This window comes from Nonomuraea sp. NPDC049695, from assembly GCF_040674955.1.
In the GTDB taxonomy this organism is placed as follows: domain Bacteria; phylum Actinomycetota; class Actinomycetes; order Streptosporangiales; family Streptosporangiaceae; genus Nonomuraea; species Nonomuraea helvata.
This window is the reverse complement of record NZ_JBFANV010000038.1, coordinates 45577-66990: the sequence shown is the minus strand read 5'-3', so window position 1 is coordinate 66990 and position 21414 is coordinate 45577. Positions and strand designations below refer to the sequence as shown.

At 71.4% G+C, this 21414-nt stretch carries 24 protein-coding genes; 14 read left to right on the top strand and 10 right to left on the bottom strand.

Annotated features, from left to right (window positions below):
* Positions 1-113: 113 nt before the first annotated feature.
* Together AB0J64_RS29635 and AB0J64_RS29630 are read left to right on the top strand one after the other, a co-directional pair.
* Positions 114-920 (top strand): type II CAAX endopeptidase family protein, encoded by an 807-nt coding sequence (locus tag AB0J64_RS29635; protein ID WP_364033743.1) that lies wholly within the window; start codon positions 114-116, stop codon positions 918-920.
* 84 nt (positions 921-1004) lie between these two features.
* A complete protein-coding gene (locus tag AB0J64_RS29630; protein ID WP_364033740.1) occupies positions 1005-2375 on the top strand; it encodes an amidase in 1371 nt (456 codons plus the stop codon).
* Positions 2376-2390: 15 nt separating this feature from the next.
* Here the strand turns inward: AB0J64_RS29630 and AB0J64_RS29625 are convergent, their stop codons facing one another.
* Complete coding sequence (locus AB0J64_RS29625) at positions 2391-2912, bottom strand: hypothetical protein (RefSeq protein ID WP_364033737.1); 522 nt, start codon at positions 2910-2912, stop codon at positions 2391-2393.
* 66 nt (positions 2913-2978) lie between these two features.
* Between AB0J64_RS29625 and murA the strand changes: the two genes are divergently transcribed.
* Both murA and AB0J64_RS29615 read left to right on the top strand, forming a co-directional pair.
* Complete coding sequence (murA, locus tag AB0J64_RS29620; RefSeq protein WP_344987628.1) at positions 2979-4286, top strand: UDP-N-acetylglucosamine 1-carboxyvinyltransferase; 1308 nt, start codon at positions 2979-2981, stop codon at positions 4284-4286.
* A 74-nt stretch (positions 4287-4360) separates the two neighbouring features.
* Positions 4361-6604: a transglycosylase domain-containing protein gene (locus AB0J64_RS29615; protein ID WP_364033734.1), complete on the top strand. Its 2244-nt coding sequence runs from the start codon at positions 4361-4363 to the stop codon at positions 6602-6604.
* Here the strand turns inward: AB0J64_RS29615 and ybaK are convergent.
* Together ybaK and AB0J64_RS29605 are read right to left on the bottom strand one after the other, a co-directional pair.
* Positions 6601-7056, bottom strand: coding sequence for a Cys-tRNA(Pro) deacylase (ybaK, locus tag AB0J64_RS29610; RefSeq protein ID WP_344987627.1), 456 nt, complete (start codon positions 7054-7056; stop codon positions 6601-6603). The genes AB0J64_RS29615 and ybaK overlap by 4 nt on opposite strands.
* 62 nt (positions 7057-7118) lie before the next feature.
* The gene (locus AB0J64_RS29605) at positions 7119-7871 is read right to left on the bottom strand and encodes a helix-turn-helix transcriptional regulator (protein WP_364033731.1); all 753 of its coding nucleotides are present in this window, start codon (positions 7869-7871) and stop codon (positions 7119-7121) included.
* Between the two features lie 53 nt (positions 7872-7924).
* Between AB0J64_RS29605 and AB0J64_RS29600 the strand changes: the two genes are divergently transcribed.
* Entirely contained in the window at positions 7925-9049 is a 1125-nt protein-coding gene (locus tag AB0J64_RS29600; RefSeq protein ID WP_364033728.1) for an MFS transporter, read from the top strand.
* Positions 9050-9074: 25 nt separating this feature from the next.
* Here AB0J64_RS29600 and AB0J64_RS29595 read toward each other — a convergent pair whose 3' ends face one another.
* The 3 genes from AB0J64_RS29595 to AB0J64_RS29585 all read right to left on the bottom strand — a co-directional run bounded on the left by AB0J64_RS29595 (position 9075) and on the right by AB0J64_RS29585 (position 11866).
* Positions 9075-10529, bottom strand: a complete 1455-nt coding sequence (locus tag AB0J64_RS29595) for a hypothetical protein (protein ID WP_364033725.1) — start codon at positions 10527-10529, stop codon at positions 9075-9077.
* Positions 10530-10621: 92 nt separating this feature from the next.
* Entirely contained in the window at positions 10622-11623 is a 1002-nt protein-coding gene (ligD, locus tag AB0J64_RS29590) for a non-homologous end-joining DNA ligase (RefSeq protein WP_364033722.1), read from the bottom strand.
* Positions 11624-11671: 48 nt separating this feature from the next.
* Positions 11672-11866 (bottom strand): hypothetical protein, encoded by a 195-nt coding sequence (locus AB0J64_RS29585; protein WP_344985132.1) that lies wholly within the window; start codon positions 11864-11866, stop codon positions 11672-11674.
* A 390-nt stretch (positions 11867-12256) separates the two neighbouring features.
* On the opposite strand from AB0J64_RS29585, the gene hisD reads away from it, so the two are divergent.
* Genes hisD through hisF form a run of 9 tightly spaced genes read left to right on the top strand, consistent with a single transcriptional unit; the run spans position 12257 to position 18267 of the window.
* Positions 12257-13573, top strand: coding sequence for a histidinol dehydrogenase (gene hisD, locus AB0J64_RS29580; RefSeq protein ID WP_364033719.1), 1317 nt, complete (start codon positions 12257-12259; stop codon positions 13571-13573).
* Positions 13570-14640: a histidinol-phosphate transaminase gene (locus AB0J64_RS29575; protein WP_364033716.1), complete on the top strand. Its 1071-nt coding sequence runs from the start codon at positions 13570-13572 to the stop codon at positions 14638-14640. The genes hisD and AB0J64_RS29575 overlap by 4 nt, the downstream gene beginning before the upstream one ends.
* Positions 14637-15230: an imidazoleglycerol-phosphate dehydratase HisB gene (gene hisB / locus AB0J64_RS29570; RefSeq protein WP_344985129.1), complete on the top strand. Its 594-nt coding sequence runs from the start codon at positions 14637-14639 to the stop codon at positions 15228-15230. The genes AB0J64_RS29575 and hisB overlap by 4 nt, the downstream gene beginning before the upstream one ends.
* A complete protein-coding gene (locus tag AB0J64_RS29565) occupies positions 15227-15382 on the top strand; it encodes a hypothetical protein (protein ID WP_344985127.1) in 156 nt (51 codons plus the stop codon). The genes hisB and AB0J64_RS29565 overlap by 4 nt, the downstream gene beginning before the upstream one ends.
* Positions 15379-16011, top strand: a complete 633-nt coding sequence (gene hisH / locus AB0J64_RS29560) for an imidazole glycerol phosphate synthase subunit HisH (RefSeq protein ID WP_364033800.1) — start codon at positions 15379-15381, stop codon at positions 16009-16011. Before AB0J64_RS29565 ends, hisH begins: the two co-directional genes overlap by 4 nt.
* A gap of 13 nt (positions 16012-16024) precedes the next feature.
* Entirely contained in the window at positions 16025-16354 is a 330-nt protein-coding gene (locus AB0J64_RS29555) for a hypothetical protein (RefSeq protein ID WP_364033712.1), read from the top strand.
* On the top strand, positions 16355-17077 hold the full coding sequence (gene priA / locus AB0J64_RS29550; protein WP_364033709.1) for a bifunctional 1-(5-phosphoribosyl)-5-((5-phosphoribosylamino)methylideneamino)imidazole-4-carboxamide isomerase/phosphoribosylanthranilate isomerase PriA: 723 nt from the start codon (positions 16355-16357) through the stop codon (positions 17075-17077).
* A gap of 21 nt (positions 17078-17098) precedes the next feature.
* A complete protein-coding gene (locus AB0J64_RS29545; RefSeq protein WP_344985124.1) occupies positions 17099-17509 on the top strand; it encodes a Rid family hydrolase in 411 nt (136 codons plus the stop codon).
* Positions 17506-18267, top strand: a complete 762-nt coding sequence (hisF, locus tag AB0J64_RS29540; protein WP_364033705.1) for an imidazole glycerol phosphate synthase subunit HisF — start codon at positions 17506-17508, stop codon at positions 18265-18267. The genes AB0J64_RS29545 and hisF overlap by 4 nt, the downstream gene beginning before the upstream one ends.
* A 69-nt stretch (positions 18268-18336) precedes the next feature.
* On the opposite strand, the gene AB0J64_RS29535 is transcribed toward hisF, so the two are convergent.
* The 4 genes from AB0J64_RS29535 to AB0J64_RS29520 form a co-directional block, all read right to left on the bottom strand.
* Positions 18337-19698 carry a glutamine synthetase family protein gene (locus AB0J64_RS29535; protein ID WP_364033702.1) on the bottom strand — a complete coding sequence of 454 codons (1362 nt, stop codon included), beginning with the start codon at positions 19696-19698 and terminating at the stop codon, positions 18337-18339.
* Between the two features lie 61 nt (positions 19699-19759).
* A complete protein-coding gene (locus AB0J64_RS29530) occupies positions 19760-19921 on the bottom strand; it encodes a hypothetical protein (protein ID WP_357598428.1) in 162 nt (53 codons plus the stop codon).
* A gap of 127 nt (positions 19922-20048) precedes the next feature.
* Positions 20049-20492, bottom strand: a complete 444-nt coding sequence (locus tag AB0J64_RS29525; protein ID WP_364033699.1) for an ABA4-like family protein — start codon at positions 20490-20492, stop codon at positions 20049-20051.
* A complete protein-coding gene (locus AB0J64_RS29520) occupies positions 20489-21409 on the bottom strand; it encodes a hypothetical protein (RefSeq protein WP_364033696.1) in 921 nt (306 codons plus the stop codon). The genes AB0J64_RS29525 and AB0J64_RS29520 overlap by 4 nt, the downstream gene beginning before the upstream one ends.
* Between the last annotated feature and the right edge of the window lie 5 nt (positions 21410-21414).

Here is a 21414-nt window from a genome sequence, read left to right as displayed (position 1 = left end):
AATTTCCCCCGCGGGCGTTGTGATCCTCCCTGAGTACCCATGACGAAGGTCATGACGGGTTCCGTCCGCAGGCCGATGCGGCACGACCGGCGGGCTTCCTAACGTGGCCGTCCATGAAAGCCACCCATCCTGTCTGGGCCGTGCTGATCACCGTCGTCGCCATGTTGGCGCAGGTGGTCATCGGCTCTCTTCCCGCGACGCTGCTCCTGGACCGCGACAACCTCCTCTACCAGCCGGTGGGCGTGGTCGGGATCACGCTGGCCTCGCTCGGCATCGTCTACCTGATCCGCCGATACCTCGGCCGCCAGTCATGGCGGGGCGTGCGGCTCACGCGATCCTGGCGGGCGGTGCCGCACCTGCTGGCAGGCGCTCTGGCGGGTGTCGCCGCGGTCGCGGCCGCCAGTGCGCTGTCGGTGGCGTTCGGCGTCGCCACCTGGGTGCCGTACGACGTGTTCAGCCCCGAGATGCTCTACCTGCCGATAGCGATCGCCATCGCCCTGCTCGGCCAGGCGTTCCCGGAGGAGCTGCTGTGGCGAGGGCACCTGTTCGACACGCTGTCCGGCCGGCTCTCCCCGAGGGCCGTGATGATCGTGACGGCGGTGGTCTTCGGGGCGATGCACATCATCTCGCAGAGCGCGGCTGACACGGTCGCAGAACGCCTGCTCTACACCGTGCAGGCGGCCGGTCTCGGCTTCGCCTGCGCGGCGGCGCGGGCGCGCACCGGAGCGGTCTGGATGGCGGTCGGGGTGCACCTCGGCCTCCACATCGGCAACATGACACTCCCGACCAAGGACATCCAGTACGGCGTGCAGCTCGTCATCATGGCCTGCACCCTCACCGTCACCGGGCTGCTCATCCTGTCCAGGCGGAGGGGAGGGCGCGCGGCGGCTCCGGAGCCCGGCACCGAGGTGAGTGTCTGAGGTGGTGATCCGACGAGTGGGTGCCGGCAGCGTGGGCAACCCTCGCCGTCGCCGCCCCGCGGCTCGTGGGGCAGGATCGCAAGAGTGAGCGAACTGCACTACCTGAGCGCGACCGAGCTGGCGCACCTGATCAAGACCAGGCAGGTGAGCGCCGTGGAGGTCGTCCGCGCCCACCTCGACCGGATCGAGCAGGTCAACCCGCACGTCAACGCCATCGTGACCCTGGTCGCCGAGCAGGCGCTCGCCGCGGCCGAGGCGGCCGATGCCCGGGAGCCGGCCGGGCCGCTGCACGGCCTGCCCGTCGCGCACAAGGACCTCGTCGACACGGCCGGCATCCGCACCACCTACGGCTCGCCGCTCTTCGCCGGCAACGTCCCCGCCCAGGACGACGTGATCGTCCAGCGGCTCCGCGCCGCCGGGGCCATCACCGTGGGCAAGACCAACACTCCGGAGTTCGGCACCGGCTCCCACACCGTCAACGAGGTGTTCGGCGCCACCAGGAACCCCTACGACCTGACCAAGTCGGCCGGAGGCAGCAGCGGGGGCGCCGCGGTGGCCCTGGCCACGGGCATGGTCCCGCTGGCCGACGGGTCGGACATGGGCGGCTCCCTGCGCAACCCGGCGTCGTTCTGCAACGTGGTCGGCCTGCGCCCCACTCCCGGGCGTGTCCCCGACCCGTCCGACACCGCCGCCTGGTACACCCTGTCCGTGCAGGGACCGATGGCGCGGACGGTCGAGGACGTCACGCTGATGTTCGGGGCCATCGCCGGGTTCGACCGGCGCTCCCCGTACTCGATCAAGGAGGTCTTCGCCCCGGAGCCCGAGGAGGGCGTGGCGGGGCTGCGCGTGGCGTGGAGCCCGGACCTGGGCGGGCTGCCGGTGGACTCGAGGACGGCGGAGGTCACCGCGACGGCGCCGGCGGTGTTCGAGCGGCTGGGGGCCCGCGTCGACCAGGTCGAGCTGGACCTGACGGAGGCCGAGGACGCGTTCAGGACGTATCGGGCGTGGCACTACGCGCTCTCCTTCGGCGACCTGACCGGACTCGGTCCCAACACCGCGTGGAACGTCGAGCAGGGCCGCAAGGTCACCGGCGCCGACCTGGCCAGGGCCGAGCAGGCGCGCAGCCGCCTCTACCAGCGGATGGCCGCGTTCTTCGACACCTACGACGTGCTGATCGCGCCCGTCAGCCAGGTGCCGCCGTTCCCGGTCGAGCATCCCTACGTCGACGAGATCAACGGCGAGAAGCTGCCCGACTACCTCGCCTGGATGCGCTCGGCCTACTGGATCAGCGTGCTGCACGCCCCGGCCGCGTCGGTGCCCGCCGGGTTCACGCCCGACGGGCTGCCGGTGGGGGTGCAGATCGTGGGCAGGCCGTTCGAGGACGCCAGGGTCCTGCGCGTGGCGCGCGCGTTCGAGCAGGCCACCGGGTACGGCCTCCGCCGCCCGCCGCTGTAGTGCGGGGCGGCGCGGTCAGAGGGGGTCAGGCGGGTCGGCGTACGGGTGGCGCAGGGGCGACTCGCGGTAGCCGTGCATGCCCTCCATCAGCGCGAACAGCCCCACCGCGAGCAGCGGCCAGGAGACCAGCACCCCCGAGGCGGTCAGCCGCAGCGCCCCGGGCACGACCTTGGCGCCGGGCTGGGCGGCGGCCTCGATCACGACCGCCCCGATGGTGAACGTGGACCCGACCCACAACGTCAGCATCGCGCCCAGCACCCCGCCCGCGCAGAGCCCGAGGAGCACCGCCAGCATCCATCGCCGCCCGATGAACCACCCGACCCCGCCGCACAGCAGCCCGAGCCCGCCGGTGATCACCGCGAACCAGCCGTCGGCCGCGATCAGCGCCTGCGTGGAGGGGTCGGCCAGCACCGTCCCGTGCTCCGTGACCTCGTACGGGGCCCGTGGCGTGAGCCCCGACCAGAGCAGGCCGGCGGCAGCTCCGAGAGTGGCGAGTGTGAGGACAGTTACCGCAAAAGCGCGCACTTCCCTCGTCACGCCACTCCCCCTCACATGTGTGTCCGAATCAGCTCGATGGTATCCCCCGGCTAGGCTCGCTTCGTGATGCAAGAAGAGGTCTGGTTGATAGAACCCTCCGGCCCGCTCCGGGGGGACGTAGAAGTACGCGGCTCCAAGAACGGAGTCTCCAAGCACATGGTCGCCGCCATGCTGGGCGGCGGGGAGAGCAGTATCCACAACGCCCCGGAGGTGGGCGAGGTGGAGATCACGGCCGCCATGCTGCGGGCGCTCGGCATCAACGTCGAGATCTCCCGTACGGAGATCAGGATCGAACGGGGCCGGGAGATCGAGCCGAGGGTGCCGGACGCCTTCACGGGGCTGAACCGCATCCCCATCCTCATGCTCGGCCCGCTGCTGCACCTGGCGGGGGAGGCGTTCGTCCCGCTGGTCGGCGGCGACCCGATCGGGCGGCGGCCGGTGAACTTCCACGTGGAGGCCCTGCGCGCGATGGGGGCCGAGGTGGAGGTGGGCGACACCGGCATCTTCGCCAAGGCCAACCGTCTCGTGGGCACCAGGATCGAGCTGCCGTACCCGAGTGTGGGCGCCACCGAGACGATCCTGATGTCGGCCGTGCTGGCCGAGGGCAAGACGGTGCTGAAGAACGCCGCGATGGAGCCCGAGGTGGTCGAGCTGGCGCTGTTCCTGCAGCGGATGGGGGCCAGGATCGAGCTCTCGCCCGACCGCAGGATCGTCATCGAGGGCGTCGAACGGCTGCGCGGCGCCTCCACCTGGCTGAACGGCGACCGCATCGAGGCGTTCTCGTACCTGGCGGCGGGCCTGATCACCGGGGGAGAAGTGCGGGTGCACGGCTGCCCGCAGGACCGCCTGGTCACCGCGATCACCACACTGGCCAGGATGGGCGCCCAGTTCGACATCAACGACGAGTACCTGTGCGCCACCGCGCCGCCCGAGGGCCTGCGCTCGGCGGCCGTGCAGACCGACACCCACCCCGGGTTCATGACGGACTGGCAGACGCCGCTCATGGTGCTGTTCACGCAGAGCCAGGGCATGTCGGTGCTGCACGAGACGGTCTTCGAGAACCGCCTGGTGTACGTCCCGGCGCTGCAGAAGATGGGCTGCGAGATCGAGGTGTTCGACCAGTGCCTGGGCGGCCCGGCCTGCCGCTACCACGACACCAACGCCAGGCACTCGGCCGTCGTGCGCGGCGTGTCCAAGCTCAAGGGCGCCGACGTGACGCTGCCCGACATCAGGGCCGGGTTCTCGGCCGTGCTGGCGGCCGCGGTGGCCGACGGCCCGTCCACGCTGCGCGGCGTCCACCACATCGAACGCGGTTACCACCGGCCGTTCGAACAGTTCGCCTCGCTCGGCCTGCACATCCGCCGCCAGCGGTAAGGGTCCCGCAGGCATCGGTAAACAGCTGACAAGCGGTCGTTTGGCGCGGATGCGGACGTCGCACACCAAGGTACGTGACCGTACTCAGATCCGTCGGCGCACTCGCACTGGCGGGGGCGCTCGGCGGAGTGCTGACCGCGGCACTGGCCGCGCCCGTGGTGAGCGGGGGCGGCATGGCCGCCAAGACCGTCGCGAACACCTTCGTCGACCTGCCGCCCGCGCCGCGCGAGGAGCCTCTCGCGCAGGTGACCAGGCTGCTGGACAAGGACGGCCGGCCGTTCGCCCAGTTCTACGAGGCCAACAGGACAGCCGTCCGGCTCGGCGCCGTCGCGCCGGTGATGCGCCAGGCGATCGTGGCCATCGAGGACGCCCGCTTCTACGAGCACGGCGGCCTCGACGTCAGGGGCACGCTCCGGGCGCTGCTCACCAACACGCAGGCCGGTGGCATCAGGCAGGGCGGCTCGTCCCTGACGCAGCAGCTCGTCAAGAACATCCTGGTCGAGAGCGCCCGTACCGAGGCCGAGCGTGACAAGGCCCGCGCCCCGAACCTGGCCCGCAAGATCACCGAGCTGCGGCTCGCGCTGGCCCTGGAGAAGAAGTACCGCAAGGACGAGATCCTGGAGCGCTACCTCAACATCGCCTACTTCGGCGCGGGAGCGCACGGTGTCGAGGCGGCGGCCAGGCGCTTCTTCTCCACGTCGGCCTCCAGGCTGACGCTGGCCCAGGCGGCCACGCTGGCGGGCGCGGTACGCATGCCGTTCTCGACCGATCCCTCGCTCGGCCCGGCGCACCGGGCGCGCCTGAAGATGCGGCGGGACCTCGTGCTCGACCGCATGGCCGGGCTGAAGCTGATCAGCCAGCAGGACGCGGCGAGCGCCAAGGCCGCGCCGCTCGACATCAAGCTCAAGCCCGAGCCCGGCGGCTGCGAGCAGAGCGACTACCCGTTCTACTGCCTGTACGTGCAGCGCGAGCTCCTGTCGAACCCCGTCTTCGGCAACACGGTGGCCGAGCGCCGTACCAGGATGGCCAGGGGCGGCCTGGTGATCAGGACCAGCCTCGACCCGATCGCGCAGCGCGCCGCCGAGCAGGCCATCCGCCGCTACGTCTCGCCCGAGGACACGGAGGTGGCGGCCGAGGCCATGGTGGAGCCGCGGACCGGGCGGATCACGGCGATCGCGGCCAGCAAGCGGTTCGGCCGCAACCCGGGCAACCGGAAGAACGGCCCCAAGACCACCTTCAACCTGGCCGCGGACGTGGCGCACGGAGGCGGCCAGGGCTTCCAGGCCGGGTCGACGTTCAAGGTGTTCACGCTGGCCACGGCGCTCAAGCAGGGGTGGCGCTTCAACGACGGCTTCGTGACCCCGGGCTCGCTCGTGCCCGCGCAGGGCTACCGCGACTGCACGGGACGGCCCGTCAACGACCCGGACACCCGCATACTCAACGCCAGCGGCGAGGGCTCGGGCGGCCCGCACAGCATCGAGACCGGCACCTGGAAGTCGGTGAACATCTTCTACATGATGCTGGAGCGCAAGGTCGGGCTCTGCAACGTGGTGCGCACGGCCAAGTCGCTCGGCATCACCAGGGCGGACGGTCAGCCGCTGAAGGAGGTGCCCACGTTCACGCTGGGTGTCAACGAGATGGACCCGGTGACGGTGGCGGCGGCGTTCGCGACGTTCGCGGCCAGGGGGATCTACTGCAAGCCGCTGGCCATCGTGGAGATCGTCGGCAGGGACGGGCGGCGCACGCACGTGCCGCCCGCGTGCCGGCGGGCCCTCGAGGAGGACGTCGCGGACGCGGTCAACTACGTGCTGGAGGGCGTCTTCACCAAGGGCACCATGCACGGGCAGGGCATCGACCGGCCGGCCGCCGGGAAGACGGGGACCAACAACGGCTACACGTCGGCCTGGTTCGCCGGCTACACGCCCGCGCTGGCGGCGGCGGTCAGCGTCGGGGACATCCGGGGCTCGTACAAGTACCCGCTGCAGGACGTGCAGATCGGGAACCAGTACTACGGGTCGGTGCAGGGTGCGTCGTTGCCGGGGCCGATCTGGGTGGACTCGATGGGACCCGCGCTGCGGCGCGTCGAGCCCAGGGGCTTCGCCGGGCCGGACATGGGCCGCTTCGGCGGCGGCTACACGCCCGGGCTGGAGAAGGCGCTGGAGGAGGAGAAGCGGCGCGAGGCCATGGACGGACGGGGTGACAGGCGGGGCGACCACCCGTTCTTCCGGCGGCACCGGCGGCTGTTCAGGTGGCTGGTCGGCCGCTCGCCCCTGGACTCGGACCTCGGGTGGTCGCGGCGGCGTGGTCAGTACGACTAGCCGCGCTTGCCGATGGGGGCGGTGACGGCCCTGGTGAGGGTGATGAGGTTGTCGGGGGCGGTCTCGATCTGCAGGCCGCGCTTCCCGGCCGAGAAGTAGATCGTCTCGAAGTCGAGCGCCGAGGAGTCGACGACCGTGGGGAGCTGCTTGCGCTGGCCCAGGGGGCTGATGCCGCCCACGACGTAGCCGGTCACCCGCTCCACCTTGGCGGCGTCGGCCATGGCGGCCCGCTTGCTGTTGAGCGCGCCGGCCAGGGCCTTGAGGTCGAGCTTGCCCGCCACGGGCACGACCGCCACCGCCAGGCCGCTCTCCACCTCGGCCACCAGCGTCTTGAAGATCCGCTCGTACGGCACGCCGAGCGCGTCCGCCGCCTCCTCGCCGTAGGCCTGCGCGGCGGCGTCGTGCTCGTAGGGGTGGAGCGTGAACTCGGCCTTCGCCTTGGTCAGCGCCATGGTGGCCGGAGTGCCGCCGCCCTTGCCTTTCGATTTGCTCACGGGAGCCCATTGTAGCGAATCTACAATGTAAAGGCCCGGCCCGGGGTGTACCCGAAGGCCCGCCTGAACACGTCGATGAACGCACTGGCCGACGCCCAACCGCACCGATGAGCCACGGCCGTCACGGGGACGCCGTCGGCGAGGAGCAGCAGCGCGTGGTGCAGGCGGAGCTGGGTGCGCCATTGGGGGAAGCTCATGCCCAGCTCGCGCCGGCACAGCCTGGCGAGCGTCCGGTCGCTGGTGCCCACCCGCGCCGCCAGCTGGGCGAGGGTCCTGCTGTCGGCGGGGTCGCGGTGCAGGATCGCGCAGACGGCGGCCAGCCGGGGGTCCTGGGCGGTGGGCAGGTGGAGTGGCTGCTCGGGGGCCCGTCTGAGCTGGTCGAGCAGCACCGCCCACAACCGCGCCCGCTCGCCGCCGTCGTTCTCCCTGCTGTTGTGATGGGCGTCGGCCGTGTAGGCGATGATCAGCTCGCGGAGCAGCGGGCCGACGGCGAGGACGGCCGGGCGGTCGAGGCCGAGGGGGTTGTCCGTGAGGCCCACAAGGCGCAGGTCGGTGTCGCCGTGGGCCCGGTGTTCGTGGACCGTCCCGGCCGGGATCCAGATGGCCCGGTTGGCGGGAGCCACCCACGTGCCCGCGCCGGTGGTGACGGAGAGCACGCCGCGGCACGCGTACACGATCTGATGGGTGTCGTGCCGGTGCGCGTCGATGCCCGCCCCCGGCGCGAGCGGCCGCCGGCCTGTGGGCGCCTCGGACAGGTGGCGGATTTCCGTCATGGGTTGTCATTTTATCGGAAGCGCGACAGTCGCCACCGGGAAATGATCGGAGCGTGAACAGGATCCCCATGCTCGCCGCCGGCCATGCGGCGGTGGACTTCTATCAGGGCGCGGTTCCCGCGCTCGTGCCGTTCCTGGTGGCCGGGCGCGGCTACGGGTACGTCGCGGTCTCCGGCATCGTGCTGGCCGCGACGCTGCTGTCGTCGATCGTGCAGCCGCTGTTCGGCGTGCTGACCGACCGGTGGCGGATGCCGTGGCTGATCCCGTTGAGCATGGTCGTGGCGGGCGCCGGGGTGGCGCTCGGCGGCGTGACGGACTCGTACGTGCTGACCTGGCTGGCCGTGGCGCTGTCCGGGCTGGGGGTGGCGGCCTACCACCCGGAGTCGGCGCGGCTGGCCAGGATCGCGAGCGAGGGCAGCCATGTGCGGATGAGCTGGTTCTCGATGGGCGGGACGCTGGGCTTCGCGTCGGCTCCCGTGCTGGTGACGCCGTTGCTGGCGGGCTGGGGGCTGGGCGCCTCGCCGTTCCTCGCGGCGCCGGCGGTGCTGGGGGCGGTGGCGACGCTGCCGGCGGTCCGGGCGCTGACCGGGGGAGGGCAGGCGGCGCAGGGTGCGGCGCCGGTGTCCGGCCGGGACGACTGGCCGTCGTTCGTCAGGCTGACGTTGGTGATCGTCTTCCGCTCGGTCGTGTACGTCGGGCTGAGCGCCTTCGTGGCCCTGTTCATGGGAGGCGGCGCGGCGGGCGCGGTGGCGCTGTTCGTGCTCTTCGCGGGCGCGGCGGTGGGCACCGTGCTGGGCGGCAGGCTGGCGGCCCGCTGGGACAGGGTGCGCACGATGCGCCTGGCCTACGCGCTGGCCGTCCCGGCGGTCGCGGGGGTGGTGCTCGCGCCCGGTCCCATCGCATACGTCTTCGTGGCCGCCTCCTCGATCGCGCTGTATGTCCCGTTCTCCTTGCACGTCACGCTGGGCCAGGACTTCCTGCCCACCCGGGTGGGCACGGCGGGCGGCGTGACCCTGGGGCTGGCGGTGAGCGTGGGCGGCCTGACCAGCCCGCTGGTGGGCGCGCTCGCGGAGGCGACGACCCTGAGGACGGCCCTGGCCTGCCTGATCGCCTTCCCGGCCCTGGCCTGGCTGCTGGCGCGGACGCTGAAGGAGCCGGCGCTGGAGCCGTCCGCCTGACCGGCCGCTGTTCGCCGCCGGACGATCAGACGCCGGCCGCGGTGGGGAGGGAGAACGTGCTGGTGTTGTCGGTCTGGGACGGGTCGAGGGGCGTGGAGCCGACGGTGGCGGTGATGCGCGGTGAGGCCGCGGCGTCGCGGGCGACCTGGACCTGAGCCGAGACCCGGACCGGATGGCCGGGGCGGACGACGGGGATCGTGCAGGTGGCCTTTCCGCGCGTCTGCCTGCAGGAGGCTCCCTCCACCGAGGACAGGCTCGTGCCCTCCGGGAGGGTGAACGTGACGGGCACCCGCGCGGCGGACATGAGCCCGCGTACGGCGACGGTGGCCGTGACGGTGGCGGTGCCGCCGGGTCTGACCGCGCTCTTGGGGCCCGCGGCGCTGATGGACAGCGCGTCGTACACGCCGTCCGGGTCGGCGTGCTGCACGATGGCGCCGTAGCTCTCGGCGTTGAGGGCGTTGGCCACGGAGAAGCCGCCGTCCTCGCCGTCCTCGGTGCCCGCCGACAGCACGCCGACCAGGTCGCGGGTGCCTTTGAGCAGCCACGGCCCGCCGCTGTGGCCCCTGAACAGGTGGCAGTTGTACGTCTCCATCCGCCCGTCCTCCGGCACGGGGGCGGTGCCGGAGGGGACGTAGAGGGTGCCGTCGATGATCCCGCCGGCCGGTTCGCTCCTGCCCATGCACCAGAGCTGGTCCCTGCCGTCGTACGGCCTCCTGCCGGACACGCCGGGATAGCCCGTGGTGGCGATGGTGTGCCGGACGCCCTGGTTGAGCATCGGGGTGAAGGCGCCGACCGCGTCCTGGAGCGTGCGGTCGTTCCGCTTGCCGACCTCGATGAGGGCGATGTCGTAGATCGAGTTCCAGTCGCCGCCGCTCAGGCCGGTGTAGCCGTCAGGTTTCCACGCCCGGCGGGCGCCCCACCGCCCGTACGGCTCGCGCTGGCGCAGGCTCTTCGCCCGCCCGTCGTAGGCGGGCACGAACGCGAAGTGCGAGTGCCACCGGCCGGTCGAGGCGCCCATCGGCACCCCGTACACGCAGTGGGCGGCGGTCACGACGAGCACCTTCGCCGCGGAGCGCACCACGGAGGCGCTGCAGGCGTCGTCCTCCCCGCTGGCGTTGACGTAGAACAGCCGGCCGGTGATCCTGCTGGCCACCGAGTCGGTGTACGGGCGGTGCACGCGGGCGTAGCCGTTGGCGTCCCCGCCGGGGGTGAGCCGCTTGGCGCTGGGCACGCTGCGCCGCGCGGCGGCCTGGGTGGGCCTGCGCAGGGTCCGCGGCAGGTCCGCGCCGCTGGCCTTGGCCTGCTTGCCGGCGGTCCAGTAACGCACGGCCTGGCTCGGGCGCATCAGCGGTGACGACGCGGCGCCCCAGGAGCCTTCGTTGATGGGCGCCGCGGGCGGCGGTGGCTCGGCGGCCTCGGCCGGCATCGCGAACGCGACGCCGGCCAGCGTGATCAGCGTGGTGACCAGAGTCTTCGACACAGCGTCCCCTCTGAAGGTGATCTACAGCCTGTCGATGACTCTAAGTCACAGTATGGAAGCGAAATGTAATTGAGTGCTGCGTGTCGTGACGGTCAGCCGGCTGCCGCGTCGCGGCCCGGCAGGATCTCCGCCGTGGTGGCCTCGTGCGGCTCGCGGTCGGGCCGCAGCCCGCGCCAGGAGGGGTGGCGCAGCCGGCGGTCGCCGGTGACCTCGGCGTACTGCACCTCGCCGACCAGGCGCGGCTCGACCCAGTGGGCGTCCCTCGCGTACTCGCGCGGCACCGCCTCGTCGAACGGCGGCTCCGGCCGCTCGAGCGCCGCGAGGCGCTCGCCCAGCTCGCGCAGCGCGGCCTCGGTGAACCCGGTGCCGACGTGCCCCACGTACCGCAGCCGGCCCTGGGGGTCGTACGCGCCGAGCAGCAGCGACCCGATCATCCCCGACCGCCGTCCGCCTCCGGGCTTCCAGCCGCCGATCACGACCTCGACGGCGCGCACGTTCTTGATCTTCGTCCAGTCGGCGCTGCGCCTGCCCGGACGGTACGGCGAGCCCATCCGCTTGCACACGACGCCTTCGAGCCCCAGCTGCCTGGAGGAGTCGAACGCGAGCCCGGCGTGGTCGGCGAACCACACCGGCACCTCCCACCGGTAGCCGGGCCTGAACGTGGTCTCGAGCAGCTCCCTGCGCCGGGAGTAGGGGCGGGAGACGATGCTGTCGTCGTCGAGGTGGAGGATGTCGAAGGCCATGTACGTCACCGGCACCGACCTGGCCAGCTCCGCGATCGCCGCGGGATTGCGCTGGTGCATCCGGGGTTGCAGCGCCTCGAAGCTAGGCCGCCCGGTCTCGTCGAACGCCACGATCTCCCCGTCGATCACGGCCGGGTGCCCGCCGGTGGCGCCGGCCATGAGCTGGAGCTCGGGGTAGGCGGCGGTGATGTCCTTGCTGTTGCGCGACATCAGGCGGACGGCGCGGCCCTGGATGTAGGCGAGGGCGCGGACGCCGTCCCATTTCATCTCCACGGCCCAGTCCGCGCCCTGGACGGAGTTCAGGGAGCCGAGCTGGGCCAGCATCGGCGTGTAGGGCGGCAGCCGGACCATGGTGCATGCCGTACCCGGCCCGGCTGATCGACAGTGGCGGGTCAGGGTCTACAGATGGTCAAGGGAGGGGTCTTCGACGAGCTCGGCCAGATCCACGCCGTGGACGGCCAGCTCGGAGACGGTGGCGCAGTAGCCGCGCAGGTACGTCCTGCCGTTGACCTGGTGGGACACACGCAGAAGTGGGCGATCGTCCAGAATGATCGCCTCTACCAGGAGCCCGTCCGGGCTTCGCCACTGTCCCACCCGGCAAGCGTATGGGCTCGGACATAATGGACATGCAATGTGAAAGTACTCACATGGCCTCGAAGGCCGCTGTGACCTCCTCCCTGTCGCGACACGTGCTCCGTGGCCGCCCGGCAAAAACTGCTTGGCGCTTTTTTGGCATGGCGCGTTAGCGACAGGCTCCTGAGGGGCAGTGGTGTGGTCCTGAGCTTTCCCGGCCGTGGCCGTCCCCCCCGTGACGGTCGCGGCGCCGCCCCGGCACGCCCGGTCCGGGGTCGCGGCGGCCGTGGGCGCGACGTCGGCGAGCGTCGCCCACGGCCGCCACACGTCGTCCGTGGGTGCCGCGGGTTGCGTGCGTCCCGCATGGTGGACAGAACCTGATTCAGGGGACGGACTCCGTAGACTGTACGGGTGATTTCCCGTATCGACATGCGCGGTTCTCTGCCGGAGGATCTGCGCGACGTGCTGCCCCGCGCCGAGCTCGACGTCGAGGCCGCCCTGGAGAAGGTGCGGCCCATCTGCGACGACGTACGCCATCGCGGGGCGGCAGCCGTACGGGAGCTGACCGCCAGGTTCGACGGTGTCGAGATCGCCACCACCCGCGTCCCCGCCGAGGCGATCGAGCGAGCGCTGAGCGAGCTCGACCCCAGGGTGCGGGCGGCGCTGGAGGAGTCGATCAGGCGGGCCAGGCTGGTCCACCGCGACCAGCGGCGCGCCGACGTCACCACGCAGGTCGTGCCCGGCGGCACCGTGACCGAGCGGTGGGTGCCGGTCGAGCGCGTGGGCCTGTACGTCCCCGGCGGCCGCGCGGTCTATCCCTCCAGCGTGGTGATGAACGTCGTCCCGGCCCAGGAGGCCGGCGTCGCCTCGCTGGCCGTGACCAGCCCGGCGCAGAAGGAGTACGGCGGGCTGCCGCACCCCACGATCCTGGCCGCGTGCGCGCTGCTCGGCGTGGACGAGGTCTACTCGGTGGGCGGGGCGCAGGCGGTGGCCATGTTCGCCTACGGCACGGAGGAGTGCCCGGCCGCCACGATGGTGACCGGTCCAGGCAACATCTGGGTGGCGGCGGCCAAGCGGCTGCTCAAGGGCCGCATCGGCATCGACTCCGAGGCCGGCCCGACCGAGATCGCCATCCTGGCCGACGAGACGGCCGACCCGGTCCACGTGGCCGCCGACCTGATCAGCCAGGCCGAGCACGACGTGATCGCCGCCGCCGTGCTGGTCACCACCAGCGCCGAGCTGGCCGACGCGGTCGAGAAGGAGCTGCCGGGCCAGGTGTCGGCGACCAAGCACACCGAGCGCATCACCGAGGCGCTGAGCGGCAGGCAGTCGGGCATCGTGCTGGTCGACTCCATCGACGACGGCATCAAGGTCGTGGACGCGTACGCGGCCGAGCACCTGGAGATCCACACCGCCAACGCCGCCGAGGTCGCCGGGAAGATCCGGAACGCCGGGGCGATCTTCGTGGGCACGTACGCGCCCGTCTCGCTCGGCGACTACCTCGCCGGCTCCAACCACGTGCTGCCCACCGGCGGCTGCGCCTGCCACTCCAGCGGCCTGTCGGTGCAGTCGTTCCTGCGCGGCATCCATGTCGTCGACTACACCCGCGAGGCGCTCGCGGGCGCGGCGGCCCACGTGTCGGTGCTGGCCGACGCCGAGGACCTGCCCGCCCACGGCGCCGCCGTCCGTGCCCGATTCGACTGGAAAGTTCCCACGGAGAACGCGTGAACCTCGACGACCTGCCCATCAGGGACGATCTCCGGGGTAAGTCGCCGTACGGCGCGCCCCAGATCGACGTCCCCGTCAGACTCAACACCAACGAAAACCCCTACCCGCCCTCGCCCGAGCTGGTCGCCGACCTGGCCGAGGCGGTCAGGGCGAGCGCCGCGGACCTCAACCGCTATCCCGACAGGGATGCCACCGCGCTCCGCGCCGACCTGGCCGGCTACCTGGGCCACGGGCTGACCACCGAGCAGGTCTGGGCCGCCAACGGCTCCAACGAGGTGCTCCAGCAGATCCTCCAGGCCTTCGGCGGCCACGGCCGCACGGCCATCGGGTTCGAGCCGTCATACTCGATGCACCCGATCATCACCAGCGGCACCAGCACCGAGTGGATCTCGGCCAGCCGCGAGGACGACTTCTCGATCGACCCCGCCAAGGCGACGGCGGCGATCGAGGAGCACCGGCCCGACATCGTGTTCCTGGCCTCGCCCAACAACCCGACGGGCACCGCCCAGCCGCTCGAGACCATCGAGGCGGTGGTGGCCGCGGCCCCGGGCATGGTCGTGGTCGACGAGGCCTACGCCGAGTTCGCCCGCGAGGGCACGCCGTCGGCGCTCACCCTGCTGCCCGCCCACCCGAGGCTGATCGTCACCAGGACGATGTCCAAGGCGTTCGCCATGGCGGGCACCCGGCTCGGCTACCTGGCCGCCCACCCGGCCGTGGTGGAGGCGCTGCTGCTGGTGCGGCTGCCGTACCACCTGTCCACGCTCACCCAGGCGGCCGCCCGCGTGGCGCTGCGGCACCGCGCCGAGCTGCTGGGCACGGTCGACGCGCTGCGGCGCGAGCGCGACGACACGGTCGCGTGGCTGCGCTCCAAGGGCCTGGCCGTGGCCGACTCCGACGCCAATTTCGTGCTTTTCGGGCGCTTCCCCGACCGGCGCAAGGTGTGGGAGGGGCTGCTGGAGCGCGGGGTCCTCATCCGCGAGGTGGGCCCGCCACAATGGCTGCGTGTGTCGATCGGCACCGGTGAGGAGATGGCGGCCTTCCGCGCCGCCATGGAAGGAGTGTTGTGAGTCGCGTAGGCCGCGTCGAGCGCGTTACGAAGGAGACCTCGGTCCTGGTGGAGGTCGGTCTCGACGGCACCGGCCGGGTCGAGGTCGCGACCGGGGTCGGGTTCTTCGACCACATGCTGGCCCAGCTCGGCAAGCACGGGCTGTTCGACCTGACGGTCAAGACCGAGGGCGACCTGCACATCGACTCCCACCACACGATCGAGGACACCGCGCTCGCGCTGGGCGCGGCGTTCCGCGAGGCGCTGGGCGACAAGTCGGGCATCAGGCGGTTCGGCAGCGCGTCGTGCCCGCTGGACGAGTCGCTCGCCCAGGTGACCGTCGACCTGTCCGGGCGACCGTACCTCGTGCACACCGAGCCCGAGGGCATGGCGCCGATGATCGGCCCCGACTATGACACGACGATGACGCGCCACATCCTGGAGTCGCTGGTCGCGCAGGCCGCCATCTGCCTGCACGTCCACGTCCCGTACGGGCGCAACGCCCACCACATCGTGGAGGCGCAGTTCAAGGCGCTGGCCAGGGCGCTGCGTGAGGCGTCCGAGCTCGACCCGCGCGCCACGGGCGTGCCCAGCACCAAGGGCGTCCTATGACCGACAACCTGCTCGCCGGCGTGATGGTCTTCATCGGCCTGTTCCTCATCGGCGGCGTGTTCTCCCTGTTCAGGCAGGGCCTCAAGATCGGTGCGGCGATCTGCGCGCTGGGCGCCGCGATGGCGATCACGGCGGGGGTGCTGTGGTGGTGAAGCCCAACATCGTCATCCTTGACTACGGGTCGGGCAATCTGCGCTCGGCCGAGCGGGCGCTGGCCAGGGTGGGCGCCGAGGTGACCGTGACGCCCGACTTCGACGCCGCCCTCGACGCCGACGGCCTGGTGGTGCCGGGCGTCGGCGCGTTCGAGGCGTGCATGACCGGGCTCAAGGGCGTCCGCGGCGAGCAGATCATCGGCCGCCGCCTGTCCGGCGGGCGTCCGGTGCTGGGCATCTGCGTGGGCATGCAGATCCTGTTCGCCAGGGGCGTCGAGCACGGCGTCGAGACCGAGGGCTGCGGCGAGTGGCCGGGCACCGTCGAACGGCTCGAGGCGCCCGTGCTGCCCCACATGGGGTGGAACACGGTCAAGGCGCCCGCCGGCAGCGTCCTGTTCGCGGGGCTCGACGCGGCGACCCGCTTCTACTTCGTCCACTCGTACGGTGTGCGCGAGTGGGAGCTCCGTGCCGGCGAGGGGTTCGGCGAGCCGATCGTCACCTGGGCCGAGCACGGCGTGCCGTTCGTGGCCGCCGTGGAGAACGGCCCGCTCATGGCCACCCAGTTCCACCCCGAGAAGTCCGGCGACGCCGGAGCCACACTGCTGAAGAACTGGCTCGGCTCGCTATGAGCCGCGAGATCTCATGAGCAAGGAGCGTGCGCGCCGGCGGGCCGAGCGAGAGGCGGAGCGGGCGCGCGCGATCCGGGTCAATGAGGCGCGGCAGGCGCGCAAGGCGCGCCGCCGCGCGCTCCTGGCCAGGCTGATCCCGCGCCCGGTGCGGTTCTACCGCCAGGGCGGCCTGATCGCCCGCCGCCACCGCGCCCAGAACGTCGCGCTCGGACTGGGCTTCCTGTTCGTGCAGGCGATCGTGTGGCTGCTGTGGGGGTCGATCTTCCTCAGTTTCGGTGTGTTCGTCTTCTCGCTGCTGCTCGCGCCCGTTGTCCTGACTCTCGCTTTCGACCGGAGGACCTGAATGTCGCTCGTGTTGTTGCCCGCCGTGGACGTCGTGGACGGCCAGGCCGTACGCCTGGTGCAGGGCGAGGCCGGCACCGAGACCGGCTACGGCGAGCCGCTCGCCGCCGCGCTGGCCTGGCAGGAGGCCGGCGCCGAGTGGATCCATCTGGTCGACCTCGACGCCGCGTTCGGCAGGGGGAGCAACCGGGAGCTGCTCGCCGACGTCATCGGCCGGCTCGACGTGAACGTGGAGCTGTCCGGCGGCATCCGCGACGACGAATCCCTGGCCGCCGCGCTGGCCACCGGCTGCCGCCGGGTCAACATCGGCACCGCCGCGCTGGAGAACCCCGACTGGTGCCGGAGGATCATCGCCGAGCACGGCGACAGGATCGCGGTCGGGCTGGACGTGCGCGGCACCACGCTGGCGGCCCGGGGCTGGACCGAGGACGCCGGTGACCTGTGGGAGGTGCTCGACCGGCTCGAGTCCGACGGCTGCCCCCGCTACGTCGTCACCGACGTGACCAAGGACGGCATGCTCCAGGGCCCCAACCTCGACCTCTACCGCCGGATCCTGGCCCGCACCGACAGGCCGGTCGTGGCCAGCGGCGGCGTCTCCTCCCTCGACGACCTGCTCGCCCTCGCCACGCTCGTCCCCGACGGGCTCGAGGGGGCCATCGTGGGCAAGGCTCTTTACGCTCACGCGTTCACACTGGAAAACGCGCTTGCCGCAGTACGCGTGTAGCGCTTGCCGGGAGGGGGCGAGATGAGCGTTGGCATCTTCGGCATGGAAAGCACCGGGTCGCGGGTGTTCTCCGGCGGCATCTGGGAGGAGAGGTACGGCTACGCCCGCGCTGTCGTCGCGGGTGATCGGGTGATCGTGTCCGGCTGTACGGCCACGGTCGGCGGAGAGGTGCGCCATCTGGGCGACGCCTACAAGCAGAGCCTGACCGCGATCGACATCGCGCTGGAGGCCGTCACGACCGGCGGCCTGACCTGCGAGGACGTGGTCATGGTCCGTTACTATGTGGTGGAGCAGCGCCACTTCGACCTCGTGGGCCAGGCCATCGGCGAGGTCTTCGGGAAGGTGCGCCCCGCCTGCACTGGAGTGAGGGTGGCCGGGCTGGTCGACCCTCGGATGCTGGTCGAGATCGAAATCGAGGCTGTTCGAGCATGACCGTAGCCGTAAGAGTCATCCCCTGTCTCGACGTGGACGCCGGGCGCGTGGTCAAGGGCGTCAACTTCGAGAACCTGCGCGACGCCGGCGACCCCGTCGAGCTCGCCAGGCGCTACGACGAGGAGGGCGCCGACGAGCTCACCTTCCTCGACATCACCGCGTCGTCCGGCGAGCGGGAGACCATGCTCGACGTCGTGCGCCGGACGGCCGAGCAGGTGTTCATCCCGCTGACCGTCGGCGGCGGCGTCCGCGCGGTCGAGGACGTCGATCGGCTGCTGCGGGCCGGGGCCGACAAGGTGTCGCTCAACACGGCCGCCATCGCCCGGCCCGAGCTGCTCACCGAGGCGTCCCGGCGGTTCGGCGCCCAGTGCATCGTGCTGTCCGTGGACGCCCGGCGCGCTCCGGGCACCGCCAGTGGGTTCGAGGTGACCACGCACGGCGGGCGGCGCGGCACCGGCATCGACGCGGTGGAGTGGGCGGCGCGCGGCGAGGAGCTGGGCGTGGGCGAGATCCTGCTCAACTCGATGGACGGTGACGGCACGCTCGACGGCTACGACCTGGAGATGCTGCGCGCGGTGCGTGCCGCGGTGCGGGTCCCGGTGATCGCCAGCGGCGGCGCCGGCCGCCTGGAGGACTTCCCTCCGGCGGTGGCGGCGGGTGCCGACGCGGTGCTGGCGGCCTCGGTGTTCCACTTCGGCACGCTCAAGATCTCCGAGGTCAAGGAGTCGCTCCGGCTGGCGGGCCACCCGGTCCGCTGACCACACCGCCGATGGGTGTGCGCCCCCGTACGGGGCGTACACCCATCGGGCAGCCGGTGAGTCGTGCCCTCAGAACACCCGCATGTGGTGGAACAGCTCGTACGCGACGTCCTTGGCCGCGAACGCCGCCACCTCAGAGCGCTTGACCGCCAGGTACGCGGTGCGTCGCAGCGGCCCCAGCGCCTCCATGAGCACCTCGTCCGCCTCCAGCGCGTCCAGCGCCTCGTCCAGCGACGAGGGCAGGCGCGTGTACTGGCCGGGCCGCGTGTCCGGGTCCACGTCGACGGCGGGGCCTGGGTCCAGCTTGCGGCGGATGCCGTCCAGGCCCGCGTGGATGACGGCCCCGAGCGCCAGGTACGGGTTGGCGGAGGAATCCGACGGTTTGAGCTCCAGGTTCGGCTCGCCGGTCTCGCCGAGCGGGGAGCACACGCGGACCGCGGCCTCCCGGTTGTCGGGCCCGTAGACGGCGTACGCGCTCGACCACATGCGGGGGGCCAGCCGCCGGAAGCTGTTGACGCTCCCGCACGTCAGCGCCGTCAGGGCGGGCAGGTGGGCGATCAGGCCGCCGATGAACCCGTCGCGCACCTCGCTCTCCTCGGCGAAGAGGTTCCGCGTGTCGTGCCACAGCGACAGATGCAGATGGGTCCCGTTGCCCGCCTGGTCGGCCAGCGGCTTGGGGGCGAGCGTCGCCCACATCTGCATGCGCAGGGCGACGCCGCGCACGGTCTCGCGGTAGAGGACATGGTTGTCGGCGGCGCGCAGCGCGGGCGCGTGGCGGATGGACAGCTCCTGCTGTCCCGGCCCCAGCTCGGGATGGTAGTGCTCGACCCGTAGCCCCTGCTGCTCCAGGGCGTGGATGAGCTTGATCGTGTAGTCGTGGGCGGTGTCGAATCCGACGTTCGCATAGCAGAGTGAGTCGTCGAGCGGCACCAGCCGGTCGGGGCCGCCGGCCGGGTCCGGCAGGCGGCGGCCGAGGGTGAACTCCGGCTCGAACGCGGCCACCAGGGAGTAACCCTCGGTGGCCAGCTCGGCGACGGCGTCCTTGAGGAAGGTGCGCGGGCAGGCCCCCCAGGGCGTGCCGTCGGGCAGGCACAGGTCCGAGAGCATCGCGGCCGCACCGGGGGCGTGAGGCAATGGGACGTACGTTGCGGGGTCGGGAAGAATGCGCACCTCGCCCACCGGACCCATGTGCTCGACCTCCTGGAGCTGGTCGAGCATGTTCATCGCCATCATGGCCACCGTGTGCCCGATGCCCGTGCTGAGCCGTTCGGCCAGCCGTGACCGGGATGCCGCCTTCCCCCGGATCACGCCAGCGTGGTCTGCGTAGAGAAAGCGGATCAGCTCGATGCCCTCGAGCTCAGCTCGCTCGAGGATCCGCCGCGCGTTGGCATCGAGCTGATTGATCTTGGTGCCGCTCGGGCGATCTCTCATCCTGCCTGCGTAACACGATCTGGCAGCGCGGGGAAGCACCAGACGCAGACAGAAGCTCGCGTCAGGTCAGAACATTGGTAAAGAAGACAGCCAGTTGGTTGGCGCCTTGGAGAATTCCATCAAACACTCCGTTGACCGCCGCCGCAGCCTGGGCCGGCTTGGTGAAAAGGTAGAACACCACGAACGCGACAGCCACGTAGGTGAGCACCTTCTTGACCTGCATGGGGGCCTCCTGCAGTCCATTCCCAGCCGTATATACCCGGATCTGGGCGATCACCGGCATCTTCTGTGAAGATGTTCATGATCATAACCGGGGGGCTTCTTGCCACTGCCATGGTACGGGTTAGAACTCAGGCGTGAGCCCCTACCGCGCCGGTATTTCTGCGATAGGCGAGACGGATCACCAGATAGATCGGCAGCGCGATCGGCGACAGCAAGATCGTGAGGATCAGCATCGGGGCCATGACCAGCGGATGGATGGTCCTCTCGCGGCTGTCGAGGTACATCCACCGCCCGAGGAAGAGGTCCCAGGCGATGATCTGCGCCCACAGCGCGGTCAGGGCCTCCGGCCTGGTCACCAGCTCCTGCAGCCCCTCCAATGAGGGCCGCGTCACCACCGGCCAGAACGCGCCGAACAGAGGCACGAGCAGGACGAGTTCGACGGCCACCGCGGGCAGCACGATCAGCGGCGAGCCGGCGACCAGGCGGGTGAGCCGCCAGGTGGGGGCCAGGATCATCAGCGCCCAGAAGGGCGCGGCCACGTAGAAGCTCAGGTCGAACAGGAACGAGGTCATGCGGCGGTCTCTCTCTTGGGCTCTTGCATGGGGCGGAGCGCGACCGCGGCCGCGCTGAGTGCGGTGACGACCAGGACGCCCAGCACGGCCAGGGTCGCGGCGTCGGGGCGGATCAGCGGCTGGCCGCGCAGGGCCTGCCACAGGATGAGGAGGAACAGGCCGCCGTAGGCGAGGCCGGCGATGAGCACCAGGCGCAGCCGCACCTCTTCGCGGCGCAGGACGGCGAAGCGCGCGGACAGGGCCGCGAGCAGCAGCGCGAACAGGGGGAGCAGTTGCAGGGCGTGCATGCCCACGAAGTGCGGAACGCGCAGGTCGCCGCCGATGGTGCTCCAGCCGACCACGGGCAGTCCCGGGCCGCCGTCGGGCACGCCCACGCTGTGGGCGCCGGCGAAGTCCTCGGCCCACGTCTGCCCTGGCACGCTGGTCACCATCAGGCCGCCGGAGGCGATGCCGAACGTGGAGACGACCAGGCCCAGCCGTACCGTCCAGGTGCTCACGCGGTCGGCCTGGCGTTCGATGATCACGAAGACCGCGGCGGCCAGGTTGGCGAGCATGAGCAGGCCGATCGTGACGCCCATGGCGATCCAGATCGACCTGTCGAGCGGGGTCGCCTCGTTGAAGTGACTGTGCCGGCCGCGGGCTGCCTGGAAGGCGATGAGCGCCACCTCGCCCAGCCCGGCCACGACCAGGGCGGTGCCCGCCCACCAGCTCACCCGTCCGGCCCGGTGACGGAGTGAGAGCAGCCAGGCCCACGTGAACGCGTAGAGCGTGAACGAGATCGTGAACTTCAGGGGCTTGATCCAGAGCGGGAGGCCGTCGAGCGTGCGGCCGTCCACGAAGACGAGGACCAGGAAGATCGAGCTCAGCGCGGCCATGGCGGCGGCGAACAGCAGGAGCGGGCGGTGCCATCGCAGCATGGAAG

Excerpts from the sequence above, each read along its gene's own strand:
- AB0J64_RS29555 (WP_364033712.1), top strand. The coding sequence starts at position 16,025 with ATGAGCAAGGAGCGTGCGCGCCGGCGGGCCGAGCGAGAGGCGGAGCGG.
- AB0J64_RS29565 (WP_344985127.1), top strand. The coding sequence starts at position 15,227 with ATGACCGACAACCTGCTCGCCGGCGTGATGGTCTTCATCGGCCTGTTC.
- hisF (WP_364033705.1), top strand. The coding sequence starts at position 17,506 with ATGACCGTAGCCGTAAGAGTCATCCCCTGTCTCGACGTGGACGCCGGG.
- AB0J64_RS29520 (WP_364033696.1), bottom strand. The coding sequence starts at position 21,409 with ATGCTGCGATGGCACCGCCCGCTCCTGCTGTTCGCCGCCGCCATGGCC.
- AB0J64_RS29525 (WP_364033699.1), bottom strand. The coding sequence starts at position 20,492 with ATGACCTCGTTCCTGTTCGACCTGAGCTTCTACGTGGCCGCGCCCTTC.
- AB0J64_RS29530 (WP_357598428.1), bottom strand. The coding sequence starts at position 19,921 with ATGCAGGTCAAGAAGGTGCTCACCTACGTGGCTGTCGCGTTCGTGGTG.
- priA (WP_364033709.1), top strand. The coding sequence starts at position 16,355 with ATGTCGCTCGTGTTGTTGCCCGCCGTGGACGTCGTGGACGGCCAGGCC.
- murA (WP_344987628.1), top strand. The coding sequence starts at position 2,979 with ATGCAAGAAGAGGTCTGGTTGATAGAACCCTCCGGCCCGCTCCGGGGG.
- AB0J64_RS29635 (WP_364033743.1), top strand. The coding sequence starts at position 114 with ATGAAAGCCACCCATCCTGTCTGGGCCGTGCTGATCACCGTCGTCGCC.
- AB0J64_RS29605 (WP_364033731.1), bottom strand. The coding sequence starts at position 7,871 with ATGACGGAAATCCGCCACCTGTCCGAGGCGCCCACAGGCCGGCGGCCG.
- ligD (WP_364033722.1), bottom strand. The coding sequence starts at position 11,623 with ATGGTCCGGCTGCCGCCCTACACGCCGATGCTGGCCCAGCTCGGCTCC.
- AB0J64_RS29535 (WP_364033702.1), bottom strand. The coding sequence starts at position 19,698 with ATGAGAGATCGCCCGAGCGGCACCAAGATCAATCAGCTCGATGCCAAC.
- AB0J64_RS29545 (WP_344985124.1), top strand. The coding sequence starts at position 17,099 with ATGAGCGTTGGCATCTTCGGCATGGAAAGCACCGGGTCGCGGGTGTTC.
- ybaK (WP_344987627.1), bottom strand. The coding sequence starts at position 7,056 with ATGGCGCTGACCAAGGCGAAGGCCGAGTTCACGCTCCACCCCTACGAG.